Annotated in this window: 23 protein-coding genes and 1 pseudogene; 14 read left to right on the forward strand and 10 right to left on the reverse strand. The window is 57.5% G+C overall.

Annotated elements, in window-relative coordinates:
• Window positions 1-27 precede the first annotated feature (27 nt).
• From HK44_RS30080 to HK44_RS00920, 5 genes are all read left to right on the forward strand, one after another.
• Window positions 28-2,031: an aminotransferase class I/II-fold pyridoxal phosphate-dependent enzyme gene (locus HK44_RS30080; RefSeq protein WP_033865187.1), complete on the forward strand. Its 2,004-nt coding sequence runs from the start codon at window positions 28-30 to the stop codon at window positions 2,029-2,031.
• A gap of 25 nt (window positions 2,032-2,056) precedes the next feature.
• Entirely contained in the window at window positions 2,057-2,839 is a 783-nt protein-coding gene (locus HK44_RS00905; RefSeq protein WP_019689752.1) for a transporter substrate-binding domain-containing protein, read from the forward strand.
• A 147-nt stretch (window positions 2,840-2,986) separates the two neighbouring features.
• Window positions 2,987-3,700, forward strand: a complete 714-nt coding sequence (locus HK44_RS00910; protein ID WP_019689753.1) for an ABC transporter permease — start codon at window positions 2,987-2,989, stop codon at window positions 3,698-3,700.
• Window positions 3,701-3,705: 5 nt separating this feature from the next.
• Window positions 3,706-4,404, forward strand: coding sequence for an ABC transporter permease (locus tag HK44_RS00915; protein ID WP_024264665.1), 699 nt, complete (start codon window positions 3,706-3,708; stop codon window positions 4,402-4,404).
• Window positions 4,405-4,506: 102 nt separating this feature from the next.
• Window positions 4,507-5,523 (forward strand): succinylglutamate desuccinylase/aspartoacylase domain-containing protein, encoded by a 1,017-nt coding sequence (locus tag HK44_RS00920; protein ID WP_019689755.1) that lies wholly within the window; start codon window positions 4,507-4,509, stop codon window positions 5,521-5,523.
• Between the two features lie 70 nt (window positions 5,524-5,593).
• On the opposite strand, the gene HK44_RS00925 is transcribed toward HK44_RS00920, so the two are convergent.
• The 3 genes from HK44_RS00925 to HK44_RS00935 form a co-directional block, all read right to left on the reverse strand.
• Window positions 5,594-6,508 carry a LysR family transcriptional regulator gene (locus HK44_RS00925; RefSeq protein WP_019689756.1) on the reverse strand — a complete coding sequence of 305 codons (915 nt, stop codon included), beginning with the start codon at window positions 6,506-6,508 and terminating at the stop codon, window positions 5,594-5,596.
• Window positions 6,509-6,599: 91 nt separating this feature from the next.
• The gene (gene mug / locus HK44_RS00930) at window positions 6,600-7,124 is read right to left on the reverse strand and encodes a G/U mismatch-specific DNA glycosylase (RefSeq protein WP_019689757.1); all 525 of its coding nucleotides are present in this window, start codon (window positions 7,122-7,124) and stop codon (window positions 6,600-6,602) included.
• 37 nt (window positions 7,125-7,161) lie between these two features.
• Window positions 7,162-7,785: a TetR/AcrR family transcriptional regulator gene (locus tag HK44_RS00935; protein WP_019689758.1), complete on the reverse strand. Its 624-nt coding sequence runs from the start codon at window positions 7,783-7,785 to the stop codon at window positions 7,162-7,164.
• Window positions 7,786-8,043: 258 nt separating this feature from the next.
• Here HK44_RS00935 and HK44_RS00940 point away from each other — a divergent pair, with 258 nt between their 5' ends.
• The 5 genes from HK44_RS00940 to HK44_RS00960 all read left to right on the forward strand — a co-directional run bounded on the left by HK44_RS00940 (window position 8,044) and on the right by HK44_RS00960 (window position 14,273).
• Window positions 8,044-9,183 carry an HlyD family secretion protein gene (locus HK44_RS00940; protein WP_019689759.1) on the forward strand — a complete coding sequence of 380 codons (1,140 nt, stop codon included), beginning with the start codon at window positions 8,044-8,046 and terminating at the stop codon, window positions 9,181-9,183.
• Window positions 9,180-10,679 carry a DHA2 family efflux MFS transporter permease subunit gene (locus HK44_RS00945; protein ID WP_020723508.1) on the forward strand — a complete coding sequence of 500 codons (1,500 nt, stop codon included), beginning with the start codon at window positions 9,180-9,182 and terminating at the stop codon, window positions 10,677-10,679. Before HK44_RS00940 ends, HK44_RS00945 begins: the two co-directional genes overlap by 4 nt.
• 19 nt (window positions 10,680-10,698) lie before the next feature.
• On the forward strand, window positions 10,699-12,189 hold the full coding sequence (locus HK44_RS00950) for an efflux transporter outer membrane subunit (protein ID WP_019689761.1): 1,491 nt from the start codon (window positions 10,699-10,701) through the stop codon (window positions 12,187-12,189).
• 66 nt (window positions 12,190-12,255) lie between these two features.
• Window positions 12,256-13,206: an aldo/keto reductase gene (locus HK44_RS00955; protein ID WP_019689762.1), complete on the forward strand. Its 951-nt coding sequence runs from the start codon at window positions 12,256-12,258 to the stop codon at window positions 13,204-13,206.
• A 110-nt stretch (window positions 13,207-13,316) separates the two neighbouring features.
• Complete coding sequence (locus HK44_RS00960; protein ID WP_024264666.1) at window positions 13,317-14,273, forward strand: LysR family transcriptional regulator; 957 nt, start codon at window positions 13,317-13,319, stop codon at window positions 14,271-14,273.
• A 44-nt stretch (window positions 14,274-14,317) separates the two neighbouring features.
• Here HK44_RS00960 and HK44_RS00965 read toward each other — a convergent pair whose 3' ends face one another.
• Window positions 14,318-14,590, reverse strand: coding sequence for a DUF2790 domain-containing protein (locus HK44_RS00965; protein ID WP_024264667.1), 273 nt, complete (start codon window positions 14,588-14,590; stop codon window positions 14,318-14,320).
• Between the two features lie 210 nt (window positions 14,591-14,800).
• Window positions 14,801-15,559, reverse strand: coding sequence for a sulfite exporter TauE/SafE family protein (locus HK44_RS00970; RefSeq protein ID WP_019689765.1), 759 nt, complete (start codon window positions 15,557-15,559; stop codon window positions 14,801-14,803).
• Window positions 15,560-15,683: 124 nt separating this feature from the next.
• Here HK44_RS00970 and HK44_RS00975 point away from each other — a divergent pair, with 124 nt between their 5' ends.
• On the forward strand, window positions 15,684-16,610 hold the full coding sequence (locus HK44_RS00975) for a LysR family transcriptional regulator (protein ID WP_019689766.1): 927 nt from the start codon (window positions 15,684-15,686) through the stop codon (window positions 16,608-16,610).
• The gene (locus tag HK44_RS29490; protein ID WP_020723509.1) at window positions 16,567-17,094 is read left to right on the forward strand and encodes a hypothetical protein; all 528 of its coding nucleotides are present in this window, start codon (window positions 16,567-16,569) and stop codon (window positions 17,092-17,094) included. The genes HK44_RS00975 and HK44_RS29490 overlap by 44 nt, the downstream gene beginning before the upstream one ends.
• Window positions 17,095-17,100: 6 nt before the next feature.
• Here the strand turns inward: HK44_RS29490 and HK44_RS00985 are convergent, their stop codons facing one another.
• The 3 genes and pseudogenes from HK44_RS00985 to HK44_RS00995 form a co-directional block, all read right to left on the reverse strand.
• Entirely contained in the window at window positions 17,101-18,423 is a 1,323-nt protein-coding gene (locus HK44_RS00985) for a chloride channel protein (RefSeq protein WP_019689768.1), read from the reverse strand.
• 451 nt (window positions 18,424-18,874) lie between these two features.
• Window positions 18,875-20,306 (reverse strand): annotated as a pseudogene (locus HK44_RS30085) (IS1182 family transposase).
• Window positions 20,307-20,574: 268 nt separating this feature from the next.
• Window positions 20,575-21,849, reverse strand: a complete 1,275-nt coding sequence (locus HK44_RS00995) for a YiiX/YebB-like N1pC/P60 family cysteine hydrolase (RefSeq protein WP_019689769.1) — start codon at window positions 21,847-21,849, stop codon at window positions 20,575-20,577.
• 392 nt (window positions 21,850-22,241) lie between these two features.
• Between HK44_RS00995 and HK44_RS01000 the strand changes: the two genes are divergently transcribed.
• Both HK44_RS01000 and HK44_RS01005 read left to right on the forward strand, forming a co-directional pair.
• Window positions 22,242-22,880: a hypothetical protein gene (locus tag HK44_RS01000; protein WP_019689770.1), complete on the forward strand. Its 639-nt coding sequence runs from the start codon at window positions 22,242-22,244 to the stop codon at window positions 22,878-22,880.
• Between the two features lie 125 nt (window positions 22,881-23,005).
• Complete coding sequence (locus tag HK44_RS01005) at window positions 23,006-24,436, forward strand: IS1182 family transposase (protein ID WP_024264657.1); 1,431 nt, start codon at window positions 23,006-23,008, stop codon at window positions 24,434-24,436.
• 415 nt (window positions 24,437-24,851) lie between these two features.
• Here HK44_RS01005 and ahr read toward each other — a convergent pair whose 3' ends face one another.
• Window positions 24,852-25,883 (reverse strand): NADPH-dependent aldehyde reductase Ahr, encoded by a 1,032-nt coding sequence (ahr, locus tag HK44_RS01010; RefSeq protein ID WP_019689771.1) that lies wholly within the window; start codon window positions 25,881-25,883, stop codon window positions 24,852-24,854.
• Between the two features lie 235 nt (window positions 25,884-26,118).
• Window positions 26,119-26,520, reverse strand: a complete 402-nt coding sequence (locus HK44_RS01015) for a DUF488 domain-containing protein (protein WP_019689772.1) — start codon at window positions 26,518-26,520, stop codon at window positions 26,119-26,121.
• Window positions 26,521-26,530: the final 10 nt, after the last annotated feature.

A 26,530-nucleotide genomic window follows, 5' to 3' on the forward strand; every position in this document is an offset into this window, starting at 1 on the left:
TTTCTTCTTCCCGAACGAGGCACTGGCATGCGGTTTTCACCCTTTGTTGAGCGGATCTCAGGCCAGGGCGTTGCTGCCTGGGATATTCACAATGCGGCGTTTGACGCTCAGCGTCGTGGTGAGGATGTCATCATCCTCAGCGTCGGGGACCCGGATTTCCCCACTCCAGACTTCATTACCGATGCCGCGATCGATGCGCTGCGTGAGGGCGACACGCACTACACCGAAATCGCCGGTCGCCTGGCCTTGCGCGAAGCCATCGCCGCGCGATACAGCCAACTGTTTGGCCGTGAGCTGCAAGCGTCAAACGTCATCAATGTGGCGGGGGCGCAGAATGCACTGTTCATCACCTCGCTGTGCTTGCTCGCTGCCGGTGACGAAGTACTTGCCCTGGACCCGATGTACGTGACCTACGAGGCGACGCTCAAGGCCTCCGGCGCGACGCTGGTACGGGTGCCCTGCGCGGCGGATTCGGGTTTCCGGCTCGATGCCGCGGTGCTGGCCAAGGCTATCACGCCGCGCACCCGGGCGATTTTCCTCTCCAATCCGAACAACCCCACCGGCGTGGTGCTCAACCGCGAAGAGTTGCAAGCCATCGCCGACCTCGCCACCACTCATGACCTGTGGGTCGTGGTGGACGAGGTCTATGAGAGCCTGGCGTTCGAACGCGAGCACCTCAGTCTGGCGGCCTTGCCGGGCATGGCCGAGCGTTGCGTGGTCGTCGGCAGCCTGTCGAAATCCCATGCCATGACCGGCTGGCGGATCGGCTGGATCGTCGCCGATGAAACCCTGGTGGCGCATGCCGAAACCCTGATGCTGAGCATGCTCTATGGCCTGCCGGGGTTTGTCATGGAGGCCGCGCTCAAGGCAGTGCAGGCCCATGAAGACGTAACCCAGAGCATGCGCGAAATCTATCGCCGTCGTCGCGATCTGGTGGTGAAAGGTTTATCCGATTGCCCGGGAATATCAGTGCTCACGCCCGATGCCGGCATGTTCGTGCTGGTGGACGTGCGGGGCACTGGCCTGAGCTCTCTGGAATTCGCCTGGCGTCTGTTGCGCGAGGCGGGTGTCGCGGTCCTTGATGCGGCCGCTTTCGGCGAGCCGGCACAAGGCTTTGTGCGGCTCTCGTTCACGCTGAGTGAAGAACGGCTGGCCCAGGCCTGCCAGCGTATTCGCGATTTTGTCCGGGTGTTGAAGGGCGAAGCGCCGAGGCCGGTGATCACCCGTGTGACCAGCGAAGCGACCGTTGAGCCGGTCGCGGCCAAGACCATGATCGAGGTCGATGGCCTGCACAAACGCTTCGGCAATATCGAAGTCCTCAAAGGCGTCTCCCTGACGGCCCGCGAAGGCGATGTGATCTCCCTGATCGGCGCCAGTGGCTCGGGCAAAAGTACCTTGCTGCGCTGCATCAACATGCTCGAAGTGCCAGACCAGGGTCGCATTCTGGTGGACGGCGAAAGCATTCACCTGAACTTCGACCGTCCCGGCGCGCCGCTGGTGTCCGACGCCAAACAGCTGGTACGGATCCGTTCGAGCCTGGGCATGGTGTTCCAGAACTTCAACCTCTGGCCCCATCGCACGGTGCTGGAAAACCTCATCGAAGCGCCGACTCAGGTCCTGCGTGAAAGCCGTGCGGAGGCCACCGAAAGGGCTGAAGCCCTGCTTGAACGCGTCGGGCTTGCAGCCAAGCGCAACGAGTACCCGGCGTTTCTCTCCGGGGGACAGCAACAACGGGTGGCCATCGCCCGGGCCCTGGCCATGCGGCCCAAGGTCATGCTGTTCGATGAACCCACCTCGGCACTCGACCCGGAACTGGTCGGCGAAGTGCTGCGGGTGATCCGCTCTCTCGCCGAAGAAGGCCGGACCATGATCCTGGTGACCCATGAGATGGCCTTTGCACGCGATGTCTCTTCCAAAGTCGCCTACTTGCATCAAGGGTTGATCGAGGAAGCCGGTTCGCCGGACGAAGTGTTCGTACACCCACGCAGCGAACGTTGCCGACAATTCGTCAACGCTTATCAGACTCGCTAATAACATAAAAAAACGGGGAACAATCATGGGAAATCGACGTTTGGCAAACTGGTTGACCGGCGTGGCCTGCGTAATGCTGGCCGGCATGAGCGCGGCACAGGCGCAGCCGATCAGGTTCGCGGTCGCCGCCGAACCGTATCCGCCGTACACCGAGAAGCAGGCCAACGGGGAATGGAAAGGCTTTGAAGTCGACCTGATCCACAAGCTGTGCAGCGAGATGAAAGCCGAGTGCGAGATCAAGGAAGTGGCGTGGGACGGGATCATCCCGTCGCTGCTGGCGAAGAAGATCGACGTGATTTTCTCGTCCATGTCGGTGACCGAAGAGCGCGAAAAACAGATCGCATTCAGCAAGGCCTACTACGACTCGGCGATCGCGGTTGTCGGGCCCAAGGGCACTGCGGTGAACAAGTACCCGGATGACCTCAAGGGCAAGATCATCGCGGTGCAGAACTCGACAGTGAGCGCCAGTTACCTGAAGGCTTACTACGAGAAAATTGCCGAGGTGAAGTATTACGATACCCAGGACTCGGCCAACGCCGACCTGATTGCCGGTCGTGTCGACCTGATGATGGCGGATGGCACGGCCATGGCGGCATTCGTCAAGACGCCCGATGCCAAGGACCTGGCCTACCTGGGCACGGTGCCTTATGACCCGATCTTCGGCAAAGGCGTGGGCGCCGGTCTGCGCAAGGATGACACCGAGCTCAAGGCCAATCTCGACAAGGCGATCAAGACCCTGCTGGCGAGCAAGGACTATGACGACCTCTCCCAAAGCTACTTCGGGACCAGCGTGAAGCCTGCTTTCTGATCTGAACACAGATCCTGTGGGAGCGAGCCTGCTCGCGATGAGGGCACAACAGTCAACATCTACGGTGACTGAACCACCGCCATCGCGAGCGGGCTCGCTCCCACAAGGTCCAGCGGTGTCCTCACGCCTGCTAACCGGAGAGTTGAAATGCCAGCAATGTTCGAGTTGATCGATTTCAGCGAACAAGGATGGGGCAGTGCGCTGTTGAAGGGGCTCTGGATGACCCTGCAGATATCGGCCGGGGCCTTTGTGGTCGGGCTGTTCATTGGGCTGGTGGTGGCCTGTCTCAAGTTGAGCGCGCCCAAACCGATTGCGGCACTGATGCGTGGCTACACCACATTATTCCGGGCAGTTCCGGAGTTGTTGCTGATCCTGTTGCTGTACTACGTCGGTTCCATGCTCCTCAATTCGCTGATGGCCCGGATGGGTTACGGCGCGATGGATGTCAGCGGTCCTTTGGCGGCAATCCTGGTGCTGGGCCTGGTTCAAGGCGCCTATGCCTCGGAGATTTTTCGGGCAGCGATCCAGGCGATTCCCTTTGGTCAGATCGAGGCGGCGAGGGCGTTCGGCCAAAGCGGGTTCGGACTGTTCCGGCGCGTAACGCTGCCGATCATGGCGCCTTATGCGATGGCCGGGATGGCCAACCTGTGGATCAACCTGATCAAGGACAGTGCATTGATCAGCGTGGTCGGCACCAACGAACTGTTGTACACCGCCAAGCAAGGGGCGGGTTCGACGCGTCACTACCTGTTGTTCTACCTCACGGCCGCGGCGATGTACTACGTGGTGACGTTGGTGTCCAACTACCTGTCGGGACGGCTTGAGCGACGCACTCGTCGCTGGATGCCCTTGGCTGAGTGAATGAAATGATTCCAGCGTGGATAGTTGAATATGCGGCGCTGTTGGGCCGAGGGCTGCAAACGAGCATCACCCTTCTGTTGTTTGCCAGTGCGTTCGGTTTTGTGCTCGCGGTGCTGGTGGCGCTGGCCCGGATCTCGAAGAATAAAGTCATCGCCAAGGCCAGCCTGTTCTACACCAGCGTGTTTCGCGGGACACCGTTGCTGATCCAGATCTACATCTTCTACTACGGGCTTGGCAGCCTGTTTGCGCAGTTTCCGCTGATTCGTGGCAGTTTTCTCTGGCCTTATCTGCGTGACGGCTACTGGTACATCGTGTTCGCCCTGGTGCTGTCGGTGGGGGCCTATGTGGGCGAAGTGATTCGCGGCGGCCTGCTGGCGGTGCCAAAAGGTGAAATGGAAGCCGCCTCGGCGTTTGGCATGACCCCGCGCCAGTCCCTGCTGCGGGTGCGCTTGCCACGGGCCATGCGGTTGCTGTTGCCGACATTGGCTGGGGAGACCGTGATGTTGTTGAAGTCCACGGCGCTGGCCTCGACCATCGCGGTGATCGATCTGCTGGGCGCTGCCAACGTGGTCCGTGCCCAGACCCTGCAAGTCTATCAACCGTTGTTGCTGGTGGCCGGGGTGTATGTCTGCCTGACGTTCCTGATCGAGGCACTGTTTGCCTTTGCCGAACGGCGCGGGACGCCGCTGCGCAGGGCGGTGTAATGAGCGCGCCACGGGTTGACCGGTCGTTGCAGGGCTCAGGCATCCCTCGATCCAGAGTCCGTCGAGCATCGGGGTCAACAGTCATGATGAGAGGACAGGCGTATGGCGCAGGACATTTCGTTTGCTGTTCGGAACAATAACGGCGACGCGGTGCGGGTCGGCGTGTGGCGATTCGAGGGCAATGGCGGCGGGCCGAAGGTGCACTTGCAGGCGGGGGTGCATGCCGATGAAATCGCCGGGATGCTGGTCCTGCATCTGTTGATGCAGCGGCTCCAGGTCGCCGAGGCCGAGGGCCGCCTCAAGGGCAGTGTGACAGTGGTGCCACAGGCCAATCCCCTGGGCATCGGGCAGTTTCGCCAAGGGCGAATGCTCGGTCGGTTTCACGACGCCACGGGCCATAATTTCAACCGTTCATTCGACCAGTCGACAGCGATGGCCCGACCTTCGACCCCTGTCCAGGTCTGGCAAAAAAGCCTGGTACAACTGGCGGCTACGGCGGATGTAGTGCTCGATCTGCACACCGATGACGAGGCGTTACCGTACCTCTATGTTCACCGCAGTTTCTGGCCACGTGGCCGTGAACTGGCGGCAGCGATGAAGATGGAGGTGGCGATCATCTGGGATGACGGTGGCGATGGCTCTTTCGAGGAAACCATCATTGCGCCCTGGCTGCGCGATGGCGTCACGGACCAGCACCTGGCGGCGACCCTGGAATTGCGCGGGCAGGGCGATGTCAGCGATCGGCTTGCCGAGCAGGATGCTGCGGGGCTGTACGCCTGGCTTTGCGCGTGCGGGGTGATCGATGAGCCGCTGTCGCCAGGCGATTGGCCTGTCGAGGCGATAGAAATGAGCCACATGGAGACCATTCTCGCGCCGCAGCCCGGGGTGCTGATCTTTGAAAAGGAGCTGGGCGATTTCGTCGAAGAAGGGCAGCGGTTTGCGCGGATTCTGGGGCGCCCGGGTGATCCGTCTTCCGAAGTGGTGCTGTTTGCCGAGCAAGCGGGGCGGATGGTGACACGTTATCGGGATCGGCTGGTGCCCCAGGGCATGGTGGTGGCGAAATTCACCGGAACCCGGGTGTCGCGCAACTGGAGCGGAGGATTGCTGGACCCGAACTAGAAGGGGTAAGCGGCAGCCTTCCGAATCGGCATGTGTTTAGCCCCCAGAGAAGGAGCACCTGCCCTGGCAATCAATGAACTGACTCAGGGGCCGTTAAGAAATCAATCAGCGCTCTTACTTTCATCGGTAGATAGCGGGCATGGGGGTACAGCAACATGAAGGGGCGGGTAGCGCCACCAAACTTCCCGAGTACCTCGACCAATTCACCGCTTTCGATTTGCGCCTGAACGGTAAACCGGTACGCCTGCACGATCCCGGCGCCGTGTCTGGCCATCGTGATCGTTGCCAGATAATCTTCAAGGCAGGTGGTATTTCCAGAGGTGTTCACGCTCACCGACCGCTGATCGACGATGAAGGTCCACGGCAGATTCCTTCCGCTGCTGGGCAGTTCAAACTGAATGCAATCGTGTAATTCCAGGTCCGACAGTGCCTGCGGAGCGCCACGCTGGCGAAGGTACTCAGGAGAGGCTACAACCACCAGCTCCGCATTCTCGAGTGTGCGCGCAATCAGCGCCGAGTCATCGGGCGCCCGACCGCGGATGGCCAGATCGTAACCTTCCTCAGCGAAATCTATGTTTCGGGTACTGACGTGTACGACTACCTTGACCAGTGGATAGCGTCGACGAAACTCGGCAAGGCGTGGTAACAGTCGAAAATGCGCATAGGGTGTCGGTGCGCTGATGCGCAATTCCCCTGAGGGCGCCTGCTGCTGGCCCGTCACTTCACGTTCCGCGTCAACCAGTTGAGTCAACGCTTGCCGGCATTGCTCGTAATAGACCCGACCTGCCTCGGTCAGGCGTATCTGCCGGGTGGTGCGTACAAACAAGCGCACCGCCAGACGCTCTTCCAGGCGTGACACCGACCGGCTCACGGCGGCAGGCGTCACGCCGGCGGCCTGTGCAGCGGCAGTGAAACTTTCAAACTCGACTGCCAAACAGAACAGCTCAATGCTGCCCAGTTGCACATCGTCAAAATGCCGGGGCATCGTATCTCTCGATTAATTACATCGGGTATCAAGTAAGTGGCGTAACACGCTATCTATCCCGGTCTGACGAAAAAGTAAAGCGATCCCCTGATCAACCGGGAAACTGACTCGCACCTGCTGCCAGGCAGAGTTGGTGGTATGCACCGACCAGTTGATCCAGCGTGAACGCGCGATTTCGCCCACTGGGATTGGGCAGGACCCAGACCGAGGCATTACCAAAGGTCTTTGACTGAAGCCCCCATGCAATTTCTCGTTGACCGGATAATGCGCTGTACGCCGCTTTGCCGAGAAACGCCACAAAGCGTGGTGCATAACGTGCGATCTTTTGTTCAAAATCAGCAGCGGCAGCGATGAATTCATGTGAAGACAACTCATCCGCCCGTGCGGTTGGCCGTTCGATCACCGCGGTTAACCCACACTGATACTGCAAGAGTGTCCGATCGTGTTCCGGGCGTACTTCCTGCGGCGTAAAACCGGCGAGATGGAGTGTGCGCCAGAAACGATTGCCCCGACCCGCAAAATGATGCCCCTGGGCGGCGGCCGTCATGCCCGGATTGATGCCACAGAAAATCACGGCAAGCTGCTCGGCAAGAATATCTTCGAGTCTTTCACCCACGATAAAACCTCACAAACCCGACAGGTGCCGAGGTCAATTAGCCGCAGATCACGCTGACCGCATTGCGTGCAAGCTCTGTCAATTCAGCGCGGGATTTGCCCGCCCGAGCACGTATCGAAATGCTGTGCAGCAAGGATGATGCGAGCACGGCGAGGGCTGCGGGGTCGGCATCGCTTTTCAGTTCGCCGGAATCGATTGCTGCCCGCAGACGCGTTTCGAGTTCGGCATCGAGCCTGCTCAGCCGATCCGAAAGCACGTCGCGTATTTCAGCATCCTCGACGGCCTCGGTCGTCGCCGTGCCAATCGCAAAACAGCCGCGCGGTTGGCCTTCGCCCGAGAAGTAGATCGACAACTGCCCCTCATAGAAACGCATCAACGCCTGCTCGAGTGTCAGCGTGTTGTCCGTCAGCGCCTCATGCATGGCCGCCGCCGCAAACTCCCAATACTGCTCAAGCGCTTTGATATAGAGCGCGTGCTTGTCACCGAATGCCGCATAGAGGCTTGGGCGATTCATGCCGGCCGCCGTCGCGATGCTATCCAGAGAGGCGCCGGAATATCCGGTGCTCCAGAAAACCCCAAGTGCCTGCTGCAGCGCTGTCTGCGGGTCATACGCGCGAGGGCGGCCACGGCCTTTGCCCTCTGCAGTTTTATTTTGTGCCATGTTGTACAAATTCCTTGAATGAAGGTAGGTCACGGCATATTCTTACACCATCGCACAAAATTAAGGAACCAGAAGTTCCTGAATTTCAGGTTTGTTGCAGCGGAGCTCGAACTGGGTATTGCGGCGATGAAACAGGTGCGGCAGAGCGATCCTCCTGACGCACACGAGCTTGATTCCTCACAGCAATTATTGACATCAGGGTCGCAGGCGATCGTTGCCCGTGTTAGCCCGATTTCCCGGTTAAAGGTGTATTCGATCATGACCAGACAGTTCGACATTCCAGCTTCGCAAACCTTCGAGCACCCAGGGTCGAACCAGGCCGACAGGCCCATCAAGAAACCGTTTAAAGAGAAGTTGCGACCACTCCTTATGGTGGGCGTTCCTGCTCTCGTCGCTGCGGTTGGGTACTCACACTATGTGACAGGCGAGCCCTACGTTTCGACCGATAACGCTTATGCCCGAGTAGCGAAGGCATCGATCAACGCTCGCGTTTCCGGACAAGTCGTCGAAATCGCGGTCGAGGACAATCAGCCTGTTCGCAAGGGCCAGGTGCTGTTTCGGATCAACCCGGAGCCGTTCCAGATCGCGATTAACCGTGCAGAAGCGCAGCTGAGCGTTGCGCGGCTTCGCATCGATGGACTCAAGGCAAGCTACCGCCAGCAGCAGGCTGAACTGCAATCGGCCAAAGAGTCGGCGGATTTCGACCAGCGGGAATTTGCCCGCAAGAAAGCGCTGGTCGCCACCGAGTTCGTCTCGCGCGCTATTTACGAACGTTCAGACACCGACCTTAAAGTTGCCCGGCAACGAATAGCGTCGATCGAACAGCAGATCGCCAGCACGGTCGTTGCCTTGAACGGCAATCCGGACATCGAAGCCGATAAACACCCGATGGTTCGCGAGGCCAAGGCTCAGCTCGACGAAGCGCAGCTTTATCTCTCGTACGCGACGGTGTATGCGCCGCAGGATGGCATCGTGGCCAAGGTCGACGATTTGCAGGTGGGCAACTACGTCAACAGCGGTGCGCCAGCCTTTGCCTTGCTGTCCGATCGCCAGATCTGGGTTGAGGCCAACTTTCGCGAAACGGAAGTGACCCATATGCGTCAAGGCCAGGAAGCAACCATCAGTGTCGATACGTACCCTGATCACGTATTCAAAGCCCACGTGACCAGCATGAGTCCGGGTGCCGGATCGGACTTCGCGCTGCTGCCACCGGAAAATGCGACCGGCAACTGGGTCAAGGTTGTCCAGCGGGTACCGGTTCGACTCGAACTCGATGAAGTGGATCCTGCTCTGCCGCTTTTCTCGGGTACCAGCGCCACGGTCAAAGTCGACACCGGCTATCGCACGCCCTGGTGGCACCCACTCAAGGCTCTGTTGACCGCAGGTACCGACCGATGAACGCCTCTCTTGCTGGAAACCCGGCGGGAGAGGGTTCGCGCACGCTCAGGTTCGCCGCATTGCTCGCGACCTTTATGCAGTCGGCGAACCTGCCTTTGCCGAATGCGGCACTGAGGTTTATTCAGGGCGCTTTGTCGATGACCGATGACGAGGCTGGCTGGGTATTCACTTCATACCTCGCGGCGAGCGCCATTACCCTGCCGATTGCGCAGTGGCTCGCCGGACGCTACGGCCTGAAGGTTGTGTATCAAGCCGCGATAGCCTTGTTCGTCCTTGGCTTGTTGCTCGCCATGCAGGCAACGACCCCGTTGGAGTTCGTCGGTGCGCGCATTATTCAAGGCGCTGCGAGTGGCTTGCTGGCGCCGCTTTCGATGGCCATTGCAACGGAAACACTGCCACCTGCGCGGCGCGCGAAATTCGGTTCGATGTTCACGGCCATTGTGCTCTTGGGCATCGTCAGCGGCCCGAGTATCGGTGGCTGGGTCTGCGAACATTACGATTGGCGCTCGATTTTCTCCATCAGCCTTCCGCTAACGGCGTTTATCTTCGTGGTGGTGACGTTGTTGCTGGCCGAGAAAAAGGCTGAGAAAAGTCCGCCTTTCGACTTCTTCGGCGTCGGCACCTTCACGCTGGGAATGATCGGGTTGCAAATGCTGCTGGACCGCGGTGAGCGTCTGGACTGGTTTGCTTCGCCCGAGATCTGGCTGGAGGCGTTGGCAGGTGCACTGGGGCTCTACCTGTTCGTTGTCCATGTGCTGACCGCGAAGGTGCATTTCCTCAACAAGAATTTGTTCAAAGACCGCAATTTCGTGCTGTCGACGATCATCTTTTTCGCACTCGGTTTTGTGCTGTTGCCGACGATGGCCCTGACATCGCCGATGCTGGATGAAATTCTCGGATACCCACCTGACACGACCGGCTACCTGACGATACCGCGAGGTGTCGGGCTTGTAGGTGCATTTCTGCTGATGGGCCGGGTTCCTGCTCGTATCGACTCGCGACTCTTTGTTACCGCGGGCGTGGCGCTGGTGGCTTATGCCAACTGGCTGATGCTCGGCTATTCGCCGTTGATGGACTGGTGGCCCGTGGCGGTGGCCGGTGCACTCCAGGGAATCGGTCTCGGTGTCTTGATGCCGGCGATCAGTAAGGTGGCCTTCAGCACGCTCGATCCCAAGTTCCGCCCGGAAGGTACCGGTTTTTTCAATCTGGCCCGTGTCTTCGGCAGCACCCTCGGCGTTGCCATCGTGCAAGTGTTCTTCTTCAACAAGACACAAACGATGCACGTGGCACTGGCAAGCCATCTGACGCCTTATCGCGCCGCTGCACATTCCATGACGGCGGCGACGTCCTTGCAAGCACTCGGGGGGCTCAACGAAATGATCACCGGCCAGGCGGCTTTTATCGCGGTTATCGGCCAGTTCAAGATTTTGATGCTGGCGATGCTGGTGGTGAGCCCGCTGGTTGTCTTTCTTCGCAAACCCGTTCCGACCAACTAGTTTTCGTGGAGTCTGCCCAATGAAATCCAATACGTTCGTACTCAACAGACAGCAGTTCCAAACGACGGTCGGTGCGGTGTCGGCGTTGATGTTCCTGTCCGCCTGTACCGTCGGCCCTGACTATAAAGAGCCCCCGGCGAGCTTGTCGCAGCACTATGATCAACAGGCCGAGCAGCGTCTTGGCGAGGGTGGCAACAAGGTGGCTGAACAGCACATTGAGCTTGGTAAGAAGGTCAGCGGTGACTGGTGGTCTGCCTTCCATTCGCCGAAGCTCGACAAGGTTGTACGTCGGGCAATCGACGGCAATCTTGAGCTCGTGGCGGCGGATGCGACGATCCGGCAAGCGGCGTCCTCTGTGGCCGCGGCGGAGGGGGCACTGTATCCGCAGGTCGATTTTGGCGCTCAGGCTGGACGCCAACGGACCCACAACGGGTCTGAGCCATCTGTCTCCAATTTTTACTCGATCGGGCCACGGGTTGGCTTCGACCTTGACGCTTTTGGCGGTACCAAGCGGTTGGTCGAGCAGAAGGAAGCGCTTAAGAGTCTGCAGAAACACCGCTACGAAGCGGCGTACCTGACCCTGACGGGCGATGTTGCGAGCCAGGCGTTGTTGGTTGCTTCGGCAAACGCGCAGATGGAAGCCGTCGAGAAACTGCTCGCCAATGACGCGAAGAACCTCGAACTCGTGCGCATGGCGCACACCAATGGCACCACCACGCAGATCGACGTTTCGCTGGCCGAGACGCGGCTCGCTCAGGACCGCACGCTGTTGCCGCCCCTCGCTCAACAGCGTGATTCGGCACGGCATGCACTGTCGGTTCTGACGGGAAAAGGCCCAGGAGACTGGACCGCTCCCGACTTCAACCTCGCCGAGTTTGTCTTACCGTCAAGCGTGCCAGTCAGCTTGCCCTCGGAAATGGCCCACGATCGGCCGGATGTTCTGCAAGCCGAAGCTGAATTGCACATGGCCAGCGCCGCTGTCGGGGTCGCGACAGCCAATCTCTATCCCCATGTAACGCTGTCCGCGTCTCTTGCACAGGCCGCTTCAGGCAATGGCGGCGCCGCACTCTGGAGTCTTGCTGCGGGGCTGGCGGGACCGATCTTCGATGGCGGCACGCTCAAGGCTGAGCGTCAGGCAGCCGTCGACGGCTACAAGGCGACACTCGCCGGCTACCAGCAAACGGTCATTCAGTCATTTGGCCAGGTCGCAGACACGCTGCAGGCCATAAACCATGACTCGGAGGAAAACCTGGCGCAGGAGGACGCGTTACGAGCGGCCGAAACGAGTTTTCGCTTGAACCAGCAAGCCTACGCGCAAGGCGAGAACAGCATTCTCCAGGTGCTGGAGGCGGAACGTGCCTATGAGCAGGCGTTACTGGGTCGAATCAGAGTGAAGACGGCGCAGTATCTCGACACGGTGCGGTTGTATGTGGCGCTCGGCGGTAATTCGGTGGGTGTGTCTGAGCAACGTGTTGCCAGCCGCGAAGAGCCGAAAACTGTTTATCAATAGCGGCTGCGTTTTACCAGAGACCACTACCGCCATTGCGGCTGTAGCCCCAGACATCGGAGTAAAGACATGTCATACGAAGCGTTTCACGATGAACTTCGCGATACAAAGTTCCCTCTTGTCCACGGATCGGGTGCGATGCCGGCCGTTGGATTTGGCACGCTGTTCCGCGATCTGACTGTTACAACACAAGCCGTCAAGCACGCGCTGGAAACAGGCTTTCGCCATTTCGATTGTGCAGAGCGCTATCGAAACGAAGACAAGGTCGGAGTGGCCATAAAGGAATTCCTGGAGGCCGGTAAGGTCCGGCGGGAAGACCTGTTTATTACCACAAAGCTGTGGAACACCAACCATCGCCCCGAGCGGGTTCTGCCGGCTTTTGAAGCCAGCTGCCGACGGCTTCAAGTGGATTACATCGATTGCTACCTCATTCACACACCCTTTGCCTTTCAACCGGGCGAAGACCAGGAACCAAGAGACGAGCAGGGGCGAATCATTTACGACTCGGGCGTGACATTAATCGAGACTTGGCGAGCACTTGAGCGTCTGGTGGATGAAGGCCGGTGCAAGTCCATCGGGTTATCCGACATTACACTGCAGGCATTAAAAGAAATTGTGGCAGCGGCCCGGATAAAACCTGCCGTCGTGCAGGTTGAATCTCACCCTTATCTGCCTGAATGGGAACTGCTCGAGTTTTGTCGGCCGCATAGAATTGTCGTCCTTGCGTTTGCGCCACTGGGGCATGGCATGCAGCCGAACGTACTGGAAGACGCGGTGATCACAGGTGTCGCCCGGCGCTTGCAACAGACCCCGGCTCAAGTTGCATTGGCCTGGTCTGTACAACGTGGCGTCGCGTTCCTGACCACGTCTGCAACGCTGAGCCATATCCAGGAAAACTTTGCGATTTCTACCCTGCCTCACAGGGCCATGTTTGAAATCAAGGACGATATTACGACCCGGGTACGATTCAACTCGGTGGTGGAAACCGGTGTGCCTGGATTTATTCCGGGCAAGAAGTAATACACGACAAGGGGGCGGTCTTCTGCAAGGCCGCCTCTTTGAATAGTTCTTCACGCGAGACATGCCTGTAGAGCATGCTGGTTTTTTACTTATCTGCGGAGGTGGTGACGATGGACGTTTTCCAGACCATGCGTTTTTTCGTGGCTGTCGCTCAGAGCGGCAGCTTTACGGCAGCGGCTGAGCTGTTGGACACCACCACAACTAACGTTTCCAAAGCGGTCTCCAGTCTGGAGGCCAGGCTTCAAACACGTCTGATTAACCGCACCACCCGACGCCTGGCGTTGACCGAAGCGGGTGCGCGCTATTTGCAGCGCTGCGAGAAAATTCTTGAGGAGGTACGTGAGGCCGAAGAGGAAGCGGGTACCGCGCAGGTCATGCCTGTTGGCAGGCTCAAGATTCACGCGATGGGAGCCGTCGGTAATCATTACGTGATCAAAGCCATTGCCAGGTATAGAGAGATTTATCCCTTGGTAATGTTTGATTTGACACTGAATAATCGGCTACCCGACTTGCTCGAGGAAGGCTATGACATATCGATTGTTTTAGCGCGGGATCTACCTGATTCAGGATTTGTCGCTCAGCGGCTGGGTATCACTTACAGCATTCTCTGTGCCTCGCCCGCGTACCTGAAGAAACGCGGGATTCCCGATTCCACGAGATCGCTTGGCGAACATGATTGTTTGAGAATTGTGAATACGGTAATGCCGGTTGAAAACTGGGTATTTGAGGGGCCCGAAGGCGTGGAGACCGTCAACGTTCCATTGTCGCCGTTTCACGTCAACACGGCTGACGCCATGACTGTTGCCATAACGAATGGGATGGGGATTGGTATTCAGCCGATTGCGTCGGCAGTCGACGGACTCAGGGCCGGCACGCTAGTGCGCGTACTGCCGGAGTATCATTTTGAAGAGTTCAACTTGTTTGCCATTTATCCATCACGAAAGTTCGTGGATGCAAAAATAAAGACATGGGTGGAGTTTCTTAAAGATTACATTCCTGGCTTGTTGGCATCCGATGAAGAAATCGTCGGCTCAGCCAGAAAAGATAACAGCGTTCGAGCTCGCTAGCGCGGCAGGTATGGAGTGTCGACCCTCCATCGTCTGCACAGTACTTAACCGTTTGAACAGCCTGTTCCCATGACTTGATACTGAAGGACGTGCTGTTGACCGTGAGAGTCTTCATAGATCATTTGAACAGGAACCGTTCCGCACTGATCAGCAGTGTCTGTCATTGCAATGACTTTTTTAATGTCGAGCCTGGTTGCGTAAGTGTAACTTTCTACCGGTGTCTGACGGGTGGCGACTGTTGAATGGCTCTCGTCTGCAAATGCTTGTGCACCTAAACTGCCAAGCGCAAGGAAGATCGCAACTTTTGAAATATTCATCATGTTCATCATATTCACCGTATCGCTCAAGGGTTTGACCTGCGTCGTTTTTACCTCGTGAGCTAGTTGATGTTTATTCAATTTGCTCACCGGGTAGAAACGATGCTAGATGGTTATCCCTTTCCCAGACAGCGGCCTATTGGACAAACACTGTTGTCGGATTTCACATGAATAAAATGCTACGGGGACAGTCAGAACCACGGCTCAGGTTCACACGAACAGGTCGTAAGACAGTTTGCTGATCAGGATCACCAGCAACATCAGGAACAGGCCCCGGACAAAGGGCACGCCTTTACGCACCGCCAGCCAGGTGCCGGTCAGCGCGCCGAGGATGTTGAATGCGGCCATGGGGAGGGCGATCAGGTAGAGCACGTTACCCGTGGGAATGAAGAAGATCAGCGCCGCGACGTTGGTCGCAATGTTCACCAGTTTGGCCGACGCCGAGGCATGCAGGAAGTCGAAGGCGAAGCAGCGGATAAACAGGAAGATCAGGAAGCTGCCGGTGCCGGGACCAAACAGTCCGTCGTAGAAGCCAATCGCACCGCCGATGACGATCGCCAGCAGTTTCTCCCGGGTGCCGATGTGCATGGGTTTGTGCAGGGCGCCGAAGTCCTTTTTCCAGAAGGTGTAGATCGCCATCAGCACGATCAACACCAGCACCGCTGGCCGGATCACCGACTGCGGGACGGACGACACCGTGGCCGCGCCGAAGAAGGACATGACAAAGGCCGCACAGGCCGCGGGGATCACCAGCCCCCAGTCGATCACTACTTTGCGCACGAAGGACCGGGCCGCGAATGCGGTGCCGCAGGCGGCCGCGACCTTGTTGGTACCCAGCAGTGCCGCGGGTTGTGCCGTGGGCAGCACGTTGAACAGCGCAGGTATCTGGATCAGTCCGCCGCCGCCCACCGCCGCATCAATCAGGCCGGCGGCAAAGGCGAACACGCAAAGGATGACAATATCGATCATGAAATCAGGCCCTGACGATGAAGGAGTGGTGAAGGTCCAGCGGTGTGGATTGAGCGGGAAGGTTAACGGAACGGCCTTTTTTGTGTTGCAATGCCACGTTGTGAAAAGTGCAACGAGGTGGTGCATGGCATTGGATATGTTGGGGGAATTTGAAGCCTTCGCAACGGTGGCTCGCAAGCGCAGCTTCGTCGCGGCAGCACGTTCGCTGGGGCGCTCCCCGAGTTCGCTGACCCGCGCCGTTCAAGCCCTGGAGGAAAGTGTCGGGGTAAAATTGTTCAATCGCTCGTCCAATGCCGTGAGCTTGACCGAGGCAGGTGAGTGCTTGTTGCCCCACGCTTGCAAAATGCTGGATCTGCAACGAGAGGCGGATGAAGATCTGGCCGGTCTCAGCGGCCTGGCCTACGGCTGGATCCGTTTATCCGCCCCCGAGATGCTCGGAAATGGGGTATTGCCCCGATTGATCGCGCAGTACTGCGAGCGTTATCCAGACGTGAACGTTGATGTGATTTTCACCGATGAGACCATCGACCCGGCCAAGAGCAAACTGGACTTCTCGATTCGCGGTTCGTTTCCGCAATCCAGCGACCTGATCGGATTTCCACTCTGGAGTTATTCACGTTACCTGTATGCCAGCCCCGGGTATCTGGAGCGGCGCGGGATGCCCGACTCCATCGAGGCGCTGGAGGCGCATTCGCTGATCCTGCATACGGCGCCGCGGATTCTCAAGGAGTGGAATTTTCGCAGTGAGCAGCAGGCCATCAGCATTCGGGTTCATCCGAAGTTTCGATTCACCTCCGGTGTGGCGGTGTTCCAGGCAGCCCTGGCGGGCGTCGGAATCGCCCGCCTGGCGGACTGGGTCGCAGAGCCCGAAGTGGAAGCGGGGCGCCTGCTCCGGGTCTGTCCCGAATACACGCTCACCTCCAGCGGCGGCGAAAGCCCGCAGATGCACGCGGTGTACCCGGCCGGGAATCTGCCGCTGCGGGTGAAGTCGCTGCTGCAGGTGATCCATGACTTTGGCGAAAACCTGGACCGAAATCCGCTTTACCGCTGATCAAAACTGGATTGCAGGGGATGGGCTAACCCTGCAAATCGTTTGGCGACGACTGTGTGACGGCCTTGAGCCAATCAAAACAGAAATCTTCAAAATTGATCGATATATGCCCGCTCACTGGATCGACCTGATCCCAGCCTCTCTGTACATCGACACCAAAACTCCACTCGATGGTGATCCATTACCAACGGCAACAACTGACCCGAAGATGCCCTTTGCGAAAGGTAGCCAACGGCCGATTCTGTTGAAAAAGTCGGCCATGGTTTGCGCATCAGAAAAGTACGCGTTCGACATTGAAATCTTTACTTTTGGCAGAGGCTTCTGGACTTGGATTTCACGTAGCAGCGTGCAAAAAAGGCGTTTTCACCAGTCAATGATCAGGCAGTTTGGACAGACCGACTTTTTCAACAGAATCGGCCAAAAGTTGTCATTCAGATGTGCCTACGAGTTTGAGGGTGATTCAACCCGAACACTGGTGTACTAAAACAACCTATTGATTTGTTTTTCGCGTTGCGGCGTCAGTGTCCGGCGATTGCAGAAAGCCGCGAGCCAACTGCTGATACAACTCGGGCCCCATCCGTGCGCTGACCGCTTTGGCAATTAATGCGACCGCCATGAGGCTGATGACCATCCCGTGGCTGTCGATCATCTCCATTACGATGATCGCGGAGGTGATCGGGGACTGTGTTACAGCAGCCAGAAAACCAACCATGCACAGCGCAATGATCGGCTGTGCCGCCAGGCCAAAGAAATCCGCGACGTTAGCACCTACAGCGGCACCGACGGCTAGGGAGGGGGCAAAAATTCCGCCTGGGATACCGGAGAAGTAAGTAACCACCGTCGCGAGAAAACGGGTGATCGGTGCATGCCATGGCAGACCGACATCGGAGACGATGATCTGAGATGTGATCCCGTAACCGCTGCCGAATGACATGCCGCCACTCAACCAGCCCAATACCGCCACGATCATTCCACACGCACCAGCAAACCAGACGGGATGCACGCGACGCCATTTCCAGAGTACAAATCGATGATGCCGCTGGGGCCACAGCAACATCCGGCTGAACAATCCGCCCAGCAGCCCGCAGCCAATCCCGGTCACCACCACCGGGACGATGATATCCAGACCAATCTTATGAATATCGAAGTGACCGAAATAGTTGTAGTTGCCTTGCAAAGCAATAGCAACCATCCCCGACAAGATAATCGTGCTGAGCAAGACACCGCTGGTGCGGGTCTCCAGCTTGCGCCCCAGCTCCTCTACAGCAAAGGCCACACCGGCCAACGGCGTATTGAATGCTGCCGCGATGCCTGCTGCCCCTCCGGCCAGAATGAGGTCCTCGCTGCGGATGATTCGCGCGTTGGGCAGGTAACGGTGGAAAAAATGCATGATCGAGGCCGCGACCTGCACCGACGGCCCTTCGCGCCCAGCGGAAAAACCACCAGTCAGCGCTAGCGTGCCAAGGCCTATCTTGGCGAACGCAATCCGAAGCGACACCAGTTTGTCGACGGGTTTGCCTTGATGCGCCAAGCGCGTAGCGGCGATCACTTGGGGAATGCCACTGCCTTGGGAGCCGACAAAAAAACGAGTGGTCAACCACACCACCAGCATGCCGACCAAGGGCGTGTAAATAAACGGCAACCAAGGCCGCTCGGCGGTCTGTTGCGCAAATTGCGTCAGCGCCAGGTCGGCCAGCCGGGCAAACATCACGACAAGTAGCCCCGCCAAGGTGGCGGCAGCCCAGAGCGTCACCCGTGTGCGCCAACGTATGGAGGCGAAACGGCGACGCAGTATCACTATCGGTTTGATCACCCGAGAAAGTTCCCATAGAGTTTCAGCGCTGTGGTGCTGGCAAGACTAACCGGATATGCGGTGTCGTCCAATGGCTCTAGCTCCAGTACTGACAACCACCCCATCACTGCAAGCCTTTATCAGGACTTACACCTCGGAGATTGGCTTACTCCACCTCTCTCCGCGTTTGGGTCGACTACAGTGGAATCACTCTGCATACAGCCAAAAACAAGACTGAGTCGCCCCTAATTTCGTAGACAACTTGACCGGCCGCGTTGGATCGGTTTCCGTCCTTCGCGACAGGCAAAATACGGCCCAGAGTGTGTAAAAACGCTTTCGTATATCGAGTGCGTCAACCAGGCGTTCCTGGGCGATGCGATTGCCCAAGCGTTTTCCGTGATAAGCATTAACTGACGTTCCAAAGCGGTTATGTAGCGGTTTAGCGCCTTCTGGGGCTGAGAAAACCGAGACTTTACGCCCTCATCGCCTTCAGCAAGCTTGCTGTACCGATAATGCTCATAACCCGCTTCATGTTGTAGGCGAGTACATTCAGACTCATCTCCGCGCTTACCCCGACCAGTTTGCGCGTCAGGAAATGCGTTGAGCCCATCCATTGTTTGAGCGTCCCGAAGGGATGCTCAACTGTCCTTTTTCGGATTCGCATCATGTCCGGTGCATGGTTCAACCGACGCTGCATTTCCTCCAGCACCGCTTCATGTTCCCAGCGTCTTACTCGACGATTTTTGCTCGGTGTGCACTGCGTTTTCAGCGCGCAGCCCTGGCATTTCGAACTCCAATAACAGTGCATATTCATGCCTTTCTCAATACTGGAGAAGCGCCAGGGCAGCGCCTCTCCCGCCGGACAGATGTATTCGTTTTTCGTCGCGTCATAAACGAAAGCATCTTGTTGAATCGACCATCCGCCTTGGCGCTTGAAGTCATCGGCTTTGGCACGTAGGCAGTGATGTCCGCGTCGTGACAGGCAAGGATTTCTTCACTCTTGAAGTAACCTCGGTCAGCTACCACCGCCAGCGTTTCTGACGCCATGGCATCGCGAGCCTGCTTCGCCATCGAGCTGAGTTGATCGCGGTCGGAACCGAAGTTGGTGACCTCATGAGCAACGATCAAATGGTTCTGGGTATCAACCGCTGTTTGCACGTTGTAGCCGACGATTCCCGTGCCGCGCGTCATCATGGAGCGGGCGTCTGGATCGGTCAGTGAGACCTGTTTATCCGGCGATTCGTTGAGCTGGATTTCTATCGCTTGAAGCTCTTTCATTTGCGTCTTCAGCTTGGCGATTTTCTCTTCCAGCCGCACGGCGTTGGGCTCGGAGGCTGTTGGTTCTTGCCGATCGGCAGCATCGAGTGCCGTCAGATAACGGTTGATGCTCGATTCAATTTCTTCCATTCGCCGCTTCAGTTTGGCGCTGGTGAAATTGCGGTCGCGGTTGTTGACTGCTTTGAATTTACTGCCGTCGATGGCGACCAGATTTTCTCCAAACAGTCCCAACTGCTGACACAGCACAACGAACTGGCGACAGACGCCTCGGATGGCCTTGCTGTTGTCTTTTCGGAAGCTGGCGATGGTCTTGAAATCCGGCATCAAAACGCCCCGTCAACCACATCAGCTCGACGTTGCGCTGGGCTTCTCGCTCCAAACGGCGGCTCGACTGGATGCGGTTGAGATAGCCGTAGATGTAGATCTTCAGCAGGATCGCAGGGTGATAAGCAGGCCGGCCAGTATCAGCTGGAATGGCACTTTCAAAAACCCAGATTGACCAGGTCGAGTTCGTCGACAAAGACGTCGACTATGCGCACCGGATTGGTATCGCATACGTAGTCGTCGAGGCTCTCGGGGAGTAAGGTGCCTTGGCCTCGATGTTCACCTTGGATAAAGCGCTTCATGGGCGATCCCTGCAATGAAATCCACAGAAATCATAGCAAGGGTTCGCGAAGGTGTTTTTACACACTCTGGGCCAGAAGCTGCCATCCGAATCATTGAGCTGGATGCACCAGATTCTGCTGGCGGAAGCGGTCAATAGCATGCGAACACCTACCTTCGCTTAAGCGAGCAGTTTCAGCGACACGGTACCCAACCGCAATCACACTACGCAGAAGCAGGATATAGCGTCAGTCAGCAGAACTGGCCGATGGACGGCGAAGGATTGTGCGGTTAGAACGTCTTCATTGGTTCGTCGATGGAGCGGATGCGAAAACAGTCGTCACAGAGCCGAAGCGTCCCTGGTCCAGCCGCTGGAATACTCAAGAGGACAAAATCGCGGACTGGTTCATCTGCACAGACAGTGCATACATCCAAACTTCCCGTTGCCCTAATGGCCGCTTCCGTCATTGCAGCCTGCTTGGGATTCCATTCGCGCAGCGAAGCAAACCATTCCGGCGTGTGCGGACGGAGCAACGTGGGAGGTGCGGGCTCGAGCAGTCCCTTACGCTCAAGCCAACTAGTTGCCGCCCTAATGCGCCGAGCATGAAACTGCGTCAGAAGCTCGTACAGCTCTATCTTTAGGGCGAAGTATTGGCGAGGGTGCAACGCGTTAACGGTCACGTAGCCCGCGCGGTTCAGGATAAAACGGTTTTGGCCCAACTTCTCGTTCGCTAGCAGCTCCTCGCAGTACCTCTGCTTGCGTTTCGACGAGCCATTGTGCCCCTCCATGAAGGCGACGTGGTATTGCCAGGCATTCCTTTCGAACTCATCTTTCCACAGCTCCAGATACCTCGAAGTTCGCAGAGCTTGCACTAGGTGAGCGTCTGCCTCCTGATGCTCCACCAGGTAGGCATCTATGTCATTGAGTGACTCAATCTCAGACGACAGCTTGCGGGCCTCCTGAAGCAAGACGTTGGTTGAGTCGCGCATAGCCTGAACGTTGTCAATATCCTCACGCCAGTCAGCCTCTTGTTCTGCACTGAGATTTCTAAGCACATTAGGGACCTCAACAAGCGCCGCGCTCTTCAGGAACTCCCCGGGATGGCAGAAGTCCGCATCCGACACTAGGTTCACGCCGGCATGACGATAAGCCTGCGCGACCAATCGCGAGCAGAACTGCCTCCGGCCGGCCACGAAACCAGCTAGCACACTCTTGGCGGCGCCGGTTTTAGAGTATCGAGTACCAACCGCAGCTCTGGCGAAGGAGATGGCGGAGTGCAGTTGGTCAGTCGTCAAGGGCTTCACAGGTCGAAGCACATAACCAGCGCAGCCCGGCTCAAGAATGAGCCGCTCGAGGTTGCGTGCGTGAACCCCGTCGCCGGTTGAATCGATCACACTCGACTTTCCCACACAAATCATAGCGTGAGAGATATCCGCGCCGATGACCTTACGAATCGTTTGGCTCATTGGGTCGGGCGTGGTTGTCAGTACAATATCACCGAGCTGGATGAGGTCCGAGACGAATACCCGAGGCCGCAGTTCCGATTCATTCATCTCAGCTTTCATATTGATCACTTCTCTGGTTCGGGTTCTGAACGATGAGGTCGATTGCTATCTGCCGTAAATGCCAGCCTTCGACGCATAGCTAGCGTTTTCCAGCGCCTGCTTTCGACCCAGGCTGTGTGAAAACGTTTTTGAGCAGGTTTGACAGCCAGGACTGGAGCGAAAATCGCGTTCCTACGCAAATTTTCGGGCTGCTGATTAACCAAACGCTGGCAGATTTTACGTAGCAACGCAGACTTCAAAACGGCGCATGCGTTTTCACACAGCCTGGACCCATAGCAGCTGTTGGAACAAAGTGTAATCATCCAGATGCGAAACACTTTGACTAGTGAGTCGGTAGGAATTGGCGGTAGGCGTGCCATTAATCAAAACGCTAAGGCGACGAAGAGGTAGTCATGGATGCTGGAAATGTTTCCGCCATTATCTCGGCTGTGGCGGGCATCAGTGGGGTTCTACTTGGTAACTCGTTCGTTGCCATCAAAGAGTACTTGGGGAGTCGAACTAAACGTAAGAAAGACACGGCATACCTTGGGATTATCGTCGTTTCTCACTTGGAGCGGTTCGCAAACGGCTGCTTGCACGTTGCCTGTGACGACGGCACCGAGTACGGTCGTCCGGCAGGTAATAACGGTGAAGAAAATGTGCCCACTACAATACATCCTGAATTTCAGCCGCTAGACATTAGCGTCGACTGGAAGTTGTTGCCGAAAGATCTAATCTATTCGATCCTTTGGCTTCCCGATAAGCAGGAGCAACTCCACAGCAGACTTGCGGGGATTGAGGAATACAGCTACGACCCCCCAGAGCACACCGAGTACTTCTGGGTTAGGAGGCGTGGCTACGCGGAACTAGGGCTCCAAGCGTCTGACTTGGCACGAAGGCTTCGGATGCATGCCGGGATACCGCTCGAAGAACATCTTCCGGATGAGTGGAACCGAGATCAGCATATGAAAGATGTGATTAAAAATATTGACGCCAAACGAGAAGCCCACGAGCGTCGCCGCTCCGAGAATCCGATCCAGCTCCAGTTTTAGTCCGACGTTTCGATTGCACTGTCTTTGAACGTCCGACTCAAGGGCTGCTTGTGGCCCAGAGTGTGTAAAAACACCTTCGCGAACCCTTGCTATGATTTCTGTGGATTTCATTGCAGGGATCGCCCATGAAGCGCTTTATCCAAGGTGAACATCGAGGCCAAGGCACCTTACTCCCCGAGAGCCTCGACGACTACGTATGCGATACCAATCCGGTGCGCATAGTCGACGTCTTTGTCGACGAACTCGACCTGGTCAATCTGGGTTTTGAAAGTGCCATTCCAGCTGATACTGGCCGGCCTGCTTATCACCCTGCGATCCTGCTGAAGATCTACATCTACGGCTATCTCAACCGCATCCAGTCGAGCCGCCGTTTGGAGCGAGAAGCCCAGCGCAACGTCGAGCTGATGTGGTTGACGGGGCGTTTGATGCCGGATTTCAAGACCATCGCCAGCTTCCGAAAAGACAACAGCAAGGCCATCCGAGGCGTCTGTCGCCAGTTCGTTGTGCTGTGTCAGCAGTTGGGACTGTTTGGAGAAAATCTGGTCGCCATCGACGGCAGTAAATTCAAAGCAGTCAACAACCGCGACCGCAATTTCACCAGCGCCAAACTGAAGCGGCGAATGGAAGAAATTGAATCGAGCATCAACCGTTATCTGACGGCACTCGATGCTGCCGATCGGCAAGAACCAACAGCCTCCGAGCCCAACGCCGTGCGGCTGGAAGAGAAAATCGCCAAGCTGAAGACGCAAATGAAAGAGCTTCAAGCGATAGAAATCCAGCTCAACGAATCGCCGGATAAACAGGTCTCACTGACCGATCCAGACGCCCGCTCCATGATGACGCGCGGCACGGGAATCGTCGGCTACAACGTGCAAACAGCGGTTGATACCCAGAACCATTTGATCGTTGCTCATGAGGTCACCAACTTCGGTTCCGACCGCGATCAACTCAGCTCGATGGCGAAGCAGGCTCGCGATGCCATGGCGTCAGAAACGCTGGCGGTGGTAGCTGACCGAGGTTACTTCAAGAGTGAAGAAATCCTTGCCTGTCACGACGCGGACATCACTGCCTACGTGCCAAAGCCGATGACTTCAAGCGCCAAGGCGGATGGTCGATTCAACAAAGATGCTTTCGTTTATGACGCGACGAAAAACGAATACATCTGTCCGGCGGGAGAGGCGCTGCCCTGGCGCTTCTCCAGTATTGAGAAAGGCATGAATATGCACTGTTATTGGAGTTCGAAATGCCAGGGCTGCGCGCTGAAAACGCAGTGCACACCGAGCAAAAATCGTCGAGTAAGACGCTGGGAACATGAAGCGGTGCTGGAGGAAATGCAGCGTCGGTTGAACCATGCACCGGACATGATGCGAATCCGAAAAAGGACAGTTGAGCATCCCTTCGGGACGCTCAAACAATGGATGGGCTCAACGCATTTCCTGACGCGCAAACTGGTCGGGGTAAGCGCGGAGATGAGTCTGAATGTACTCGCCTACAACATGAAGCGGGTTATGAGCATTATCGGTACAGCAAGCTTGCTGAAGGCGATGAGGGCGTAAAGTCTCGGTTTTCTCAGCCCCAGAAGGCGCTAAACCGCTACATAACCGCTTTGGAACGTCAGTAATGCTTATCACGGAAAACGCTTGGGCAATCGCATCGCCCAGGAACGCCTGGTTGACGCACTCGATATACGAAAGCGTTTTTACACACTCTGGGCCGATTACCGCCAGTCGCGAGGGATCGTAACCGACCCAAAGCGGTCATCTCGCGTGAGACAAAAGGCGTCTTAAACCATAGCTTCCCCCCCCCTTTAGTTTTTTTGCGCCCCCGAAGTTTCTCGATGATCGCAAACCATCCATTGATGAACTGTACGAGGCAAACGGAGAAGTCGGCGCCTTCTCCGTTCGAGCCAGTAAAGGGGGCTGTTTTAGCGCAGTTAAAGGCGCGCGCGGCGTTACCCGACGCGCCAGTCGGTTATTTGCTGGCGTCCAGTACGATGCGATAGCGTGCCTTGCCACTGCGCAGGTGATCGATGGCTTCGTTGACCCGGCTCATGGGAAAGTGCTCGACCTGCGGCAGGATCTGATGACGTACGCAGAATTCCAGCATGGTCGCCGTGGTACCGGGCGAGCCGACCGGTGAGGCGGACACGCTTTTTTGTTGGGGAAGCAGATTGAACACATGCACTGGAATAGCGCCAGGCACAGCGCCAACAAAATGCAGGCGGCCCTTGCCGCGCAGGGTTCCGAGCATGGCTGGCCAGTCGAGGTCGGCGTTGGCGGTGACCAGCAGAAAATCCAAAGTGCCGGCAATGGACTTCAGCGCGTTACTGTCGGTCGAGGCGACCACGTTGTGCGCGCCCAGGCGCCTGGCTTCGTCCTGCTTGCTCAACGACGATGTAAAGGCCGTGACTTCGCAGCCCCAGGCGTTGAGGAAGCGTAGTGCCAGATGACCGAGGCCGCCGATGCCCACCACGCCGACCCGGTCAGTGGGCTTGACGTCGAATTCCACCAGCGGGTTGAACACCGTCGAACCAGCGCAGAACAGCGGGCCTGCCATGGCCGGGTCGAGTCCGTCCGGTATTGGAAGGGCCCAGGCCCAGTGCGAACGCAGGCGGTCGGCGAAGCCTCCGTTGCTGCCGACTATGGTGGGTTGGACGGTGCCGCACAGATGGTGGGAGCCTCCGATACACGAGGAGCAATGCATGCAACTGCCCTTGTACCAACCAATGCCCACCCGTTGCCCCACGTCGAGACCACGTACCTGTGCGCCGACTCGCACGATACTGCCGACGACCTCGTGGCCGGGGATAAAGGGATACTGGCTGATGCCCCATTCGTTATCGATCAGCGACTGGTCGGAGTGGCAGACGCCGCAATATTCCACGGCCACTTCTACCTCCTCTTCCCCCAATGGACCGGGATCGTAGCTATAGCGCTCCAGTGGAGCGCCGGCCGCCGTTGCGGCCCAGCCGGTGAAGGAAGTGAGTTCGGTGCTAGCGCTCATTGGATACCTCCAGATCAGGAGACAGGGGTTTGGTACCTCAGGTGCCGCGGCGGAGCCAGGGAAGTGTAGCGTATCGCTTGCCGTCGTCCGGGTTGCCGACAGATGCTCTTCAACTGTATTGCCTGGATACATCTCCCATCGCCTGGTTCAATCGTGTTCGGGCCAGCGTGTCAGCTTTTAGCCGAACTCTGCCGCTCACATCCCGCCGCAAACGCCCCTCGACGCAAACACCCAACTACACCTCTTCAGGCGCTGCAACCTGTGCCCCACGAGCAATCAACAGTTCGCGCAACACCGAGCGATGGCAGTGGCGTTCTTCCTTGCAGTAGCAGCCGATGGCCAGCGAGGTTTGATGGGACAGGGCGGCCAATAGATCCAGCAGTTGGCTGGGGGCAGGGTGGTTCATTTCGGCTTTGAACTTACGTCGAAAGGTTTCCCAGTCTTTTTCGTCTTCCGCGGCTTTCGCTTCTGCTACCAGTTCTGCACTGGGGGACAGGACGGGGACCCAGGTGTCATAGAAGTCGCGGCTGGCGAATTCGGCTTTCGGAACGCCGCGCGGTGGGCGGCGGACTGTGCCCAGGCGCAGGCCTTCATGGGGTGTACGGGGTGTGCCCAGTTGCACGATATGGATAGGCATTCATGCCTCC

This window comes from Pseudomonas fluorescens HK44, assembly GCF_000217955.3.
Taxonomy (GTDB): domain Bacteria; phylum Pseudomonadota; class Gammaproteobacteria; order Pseudomonadales; family Pseudomonadaceae; genus Aquipseudomonas; species Aquipseudomonas fluorescens_AQ.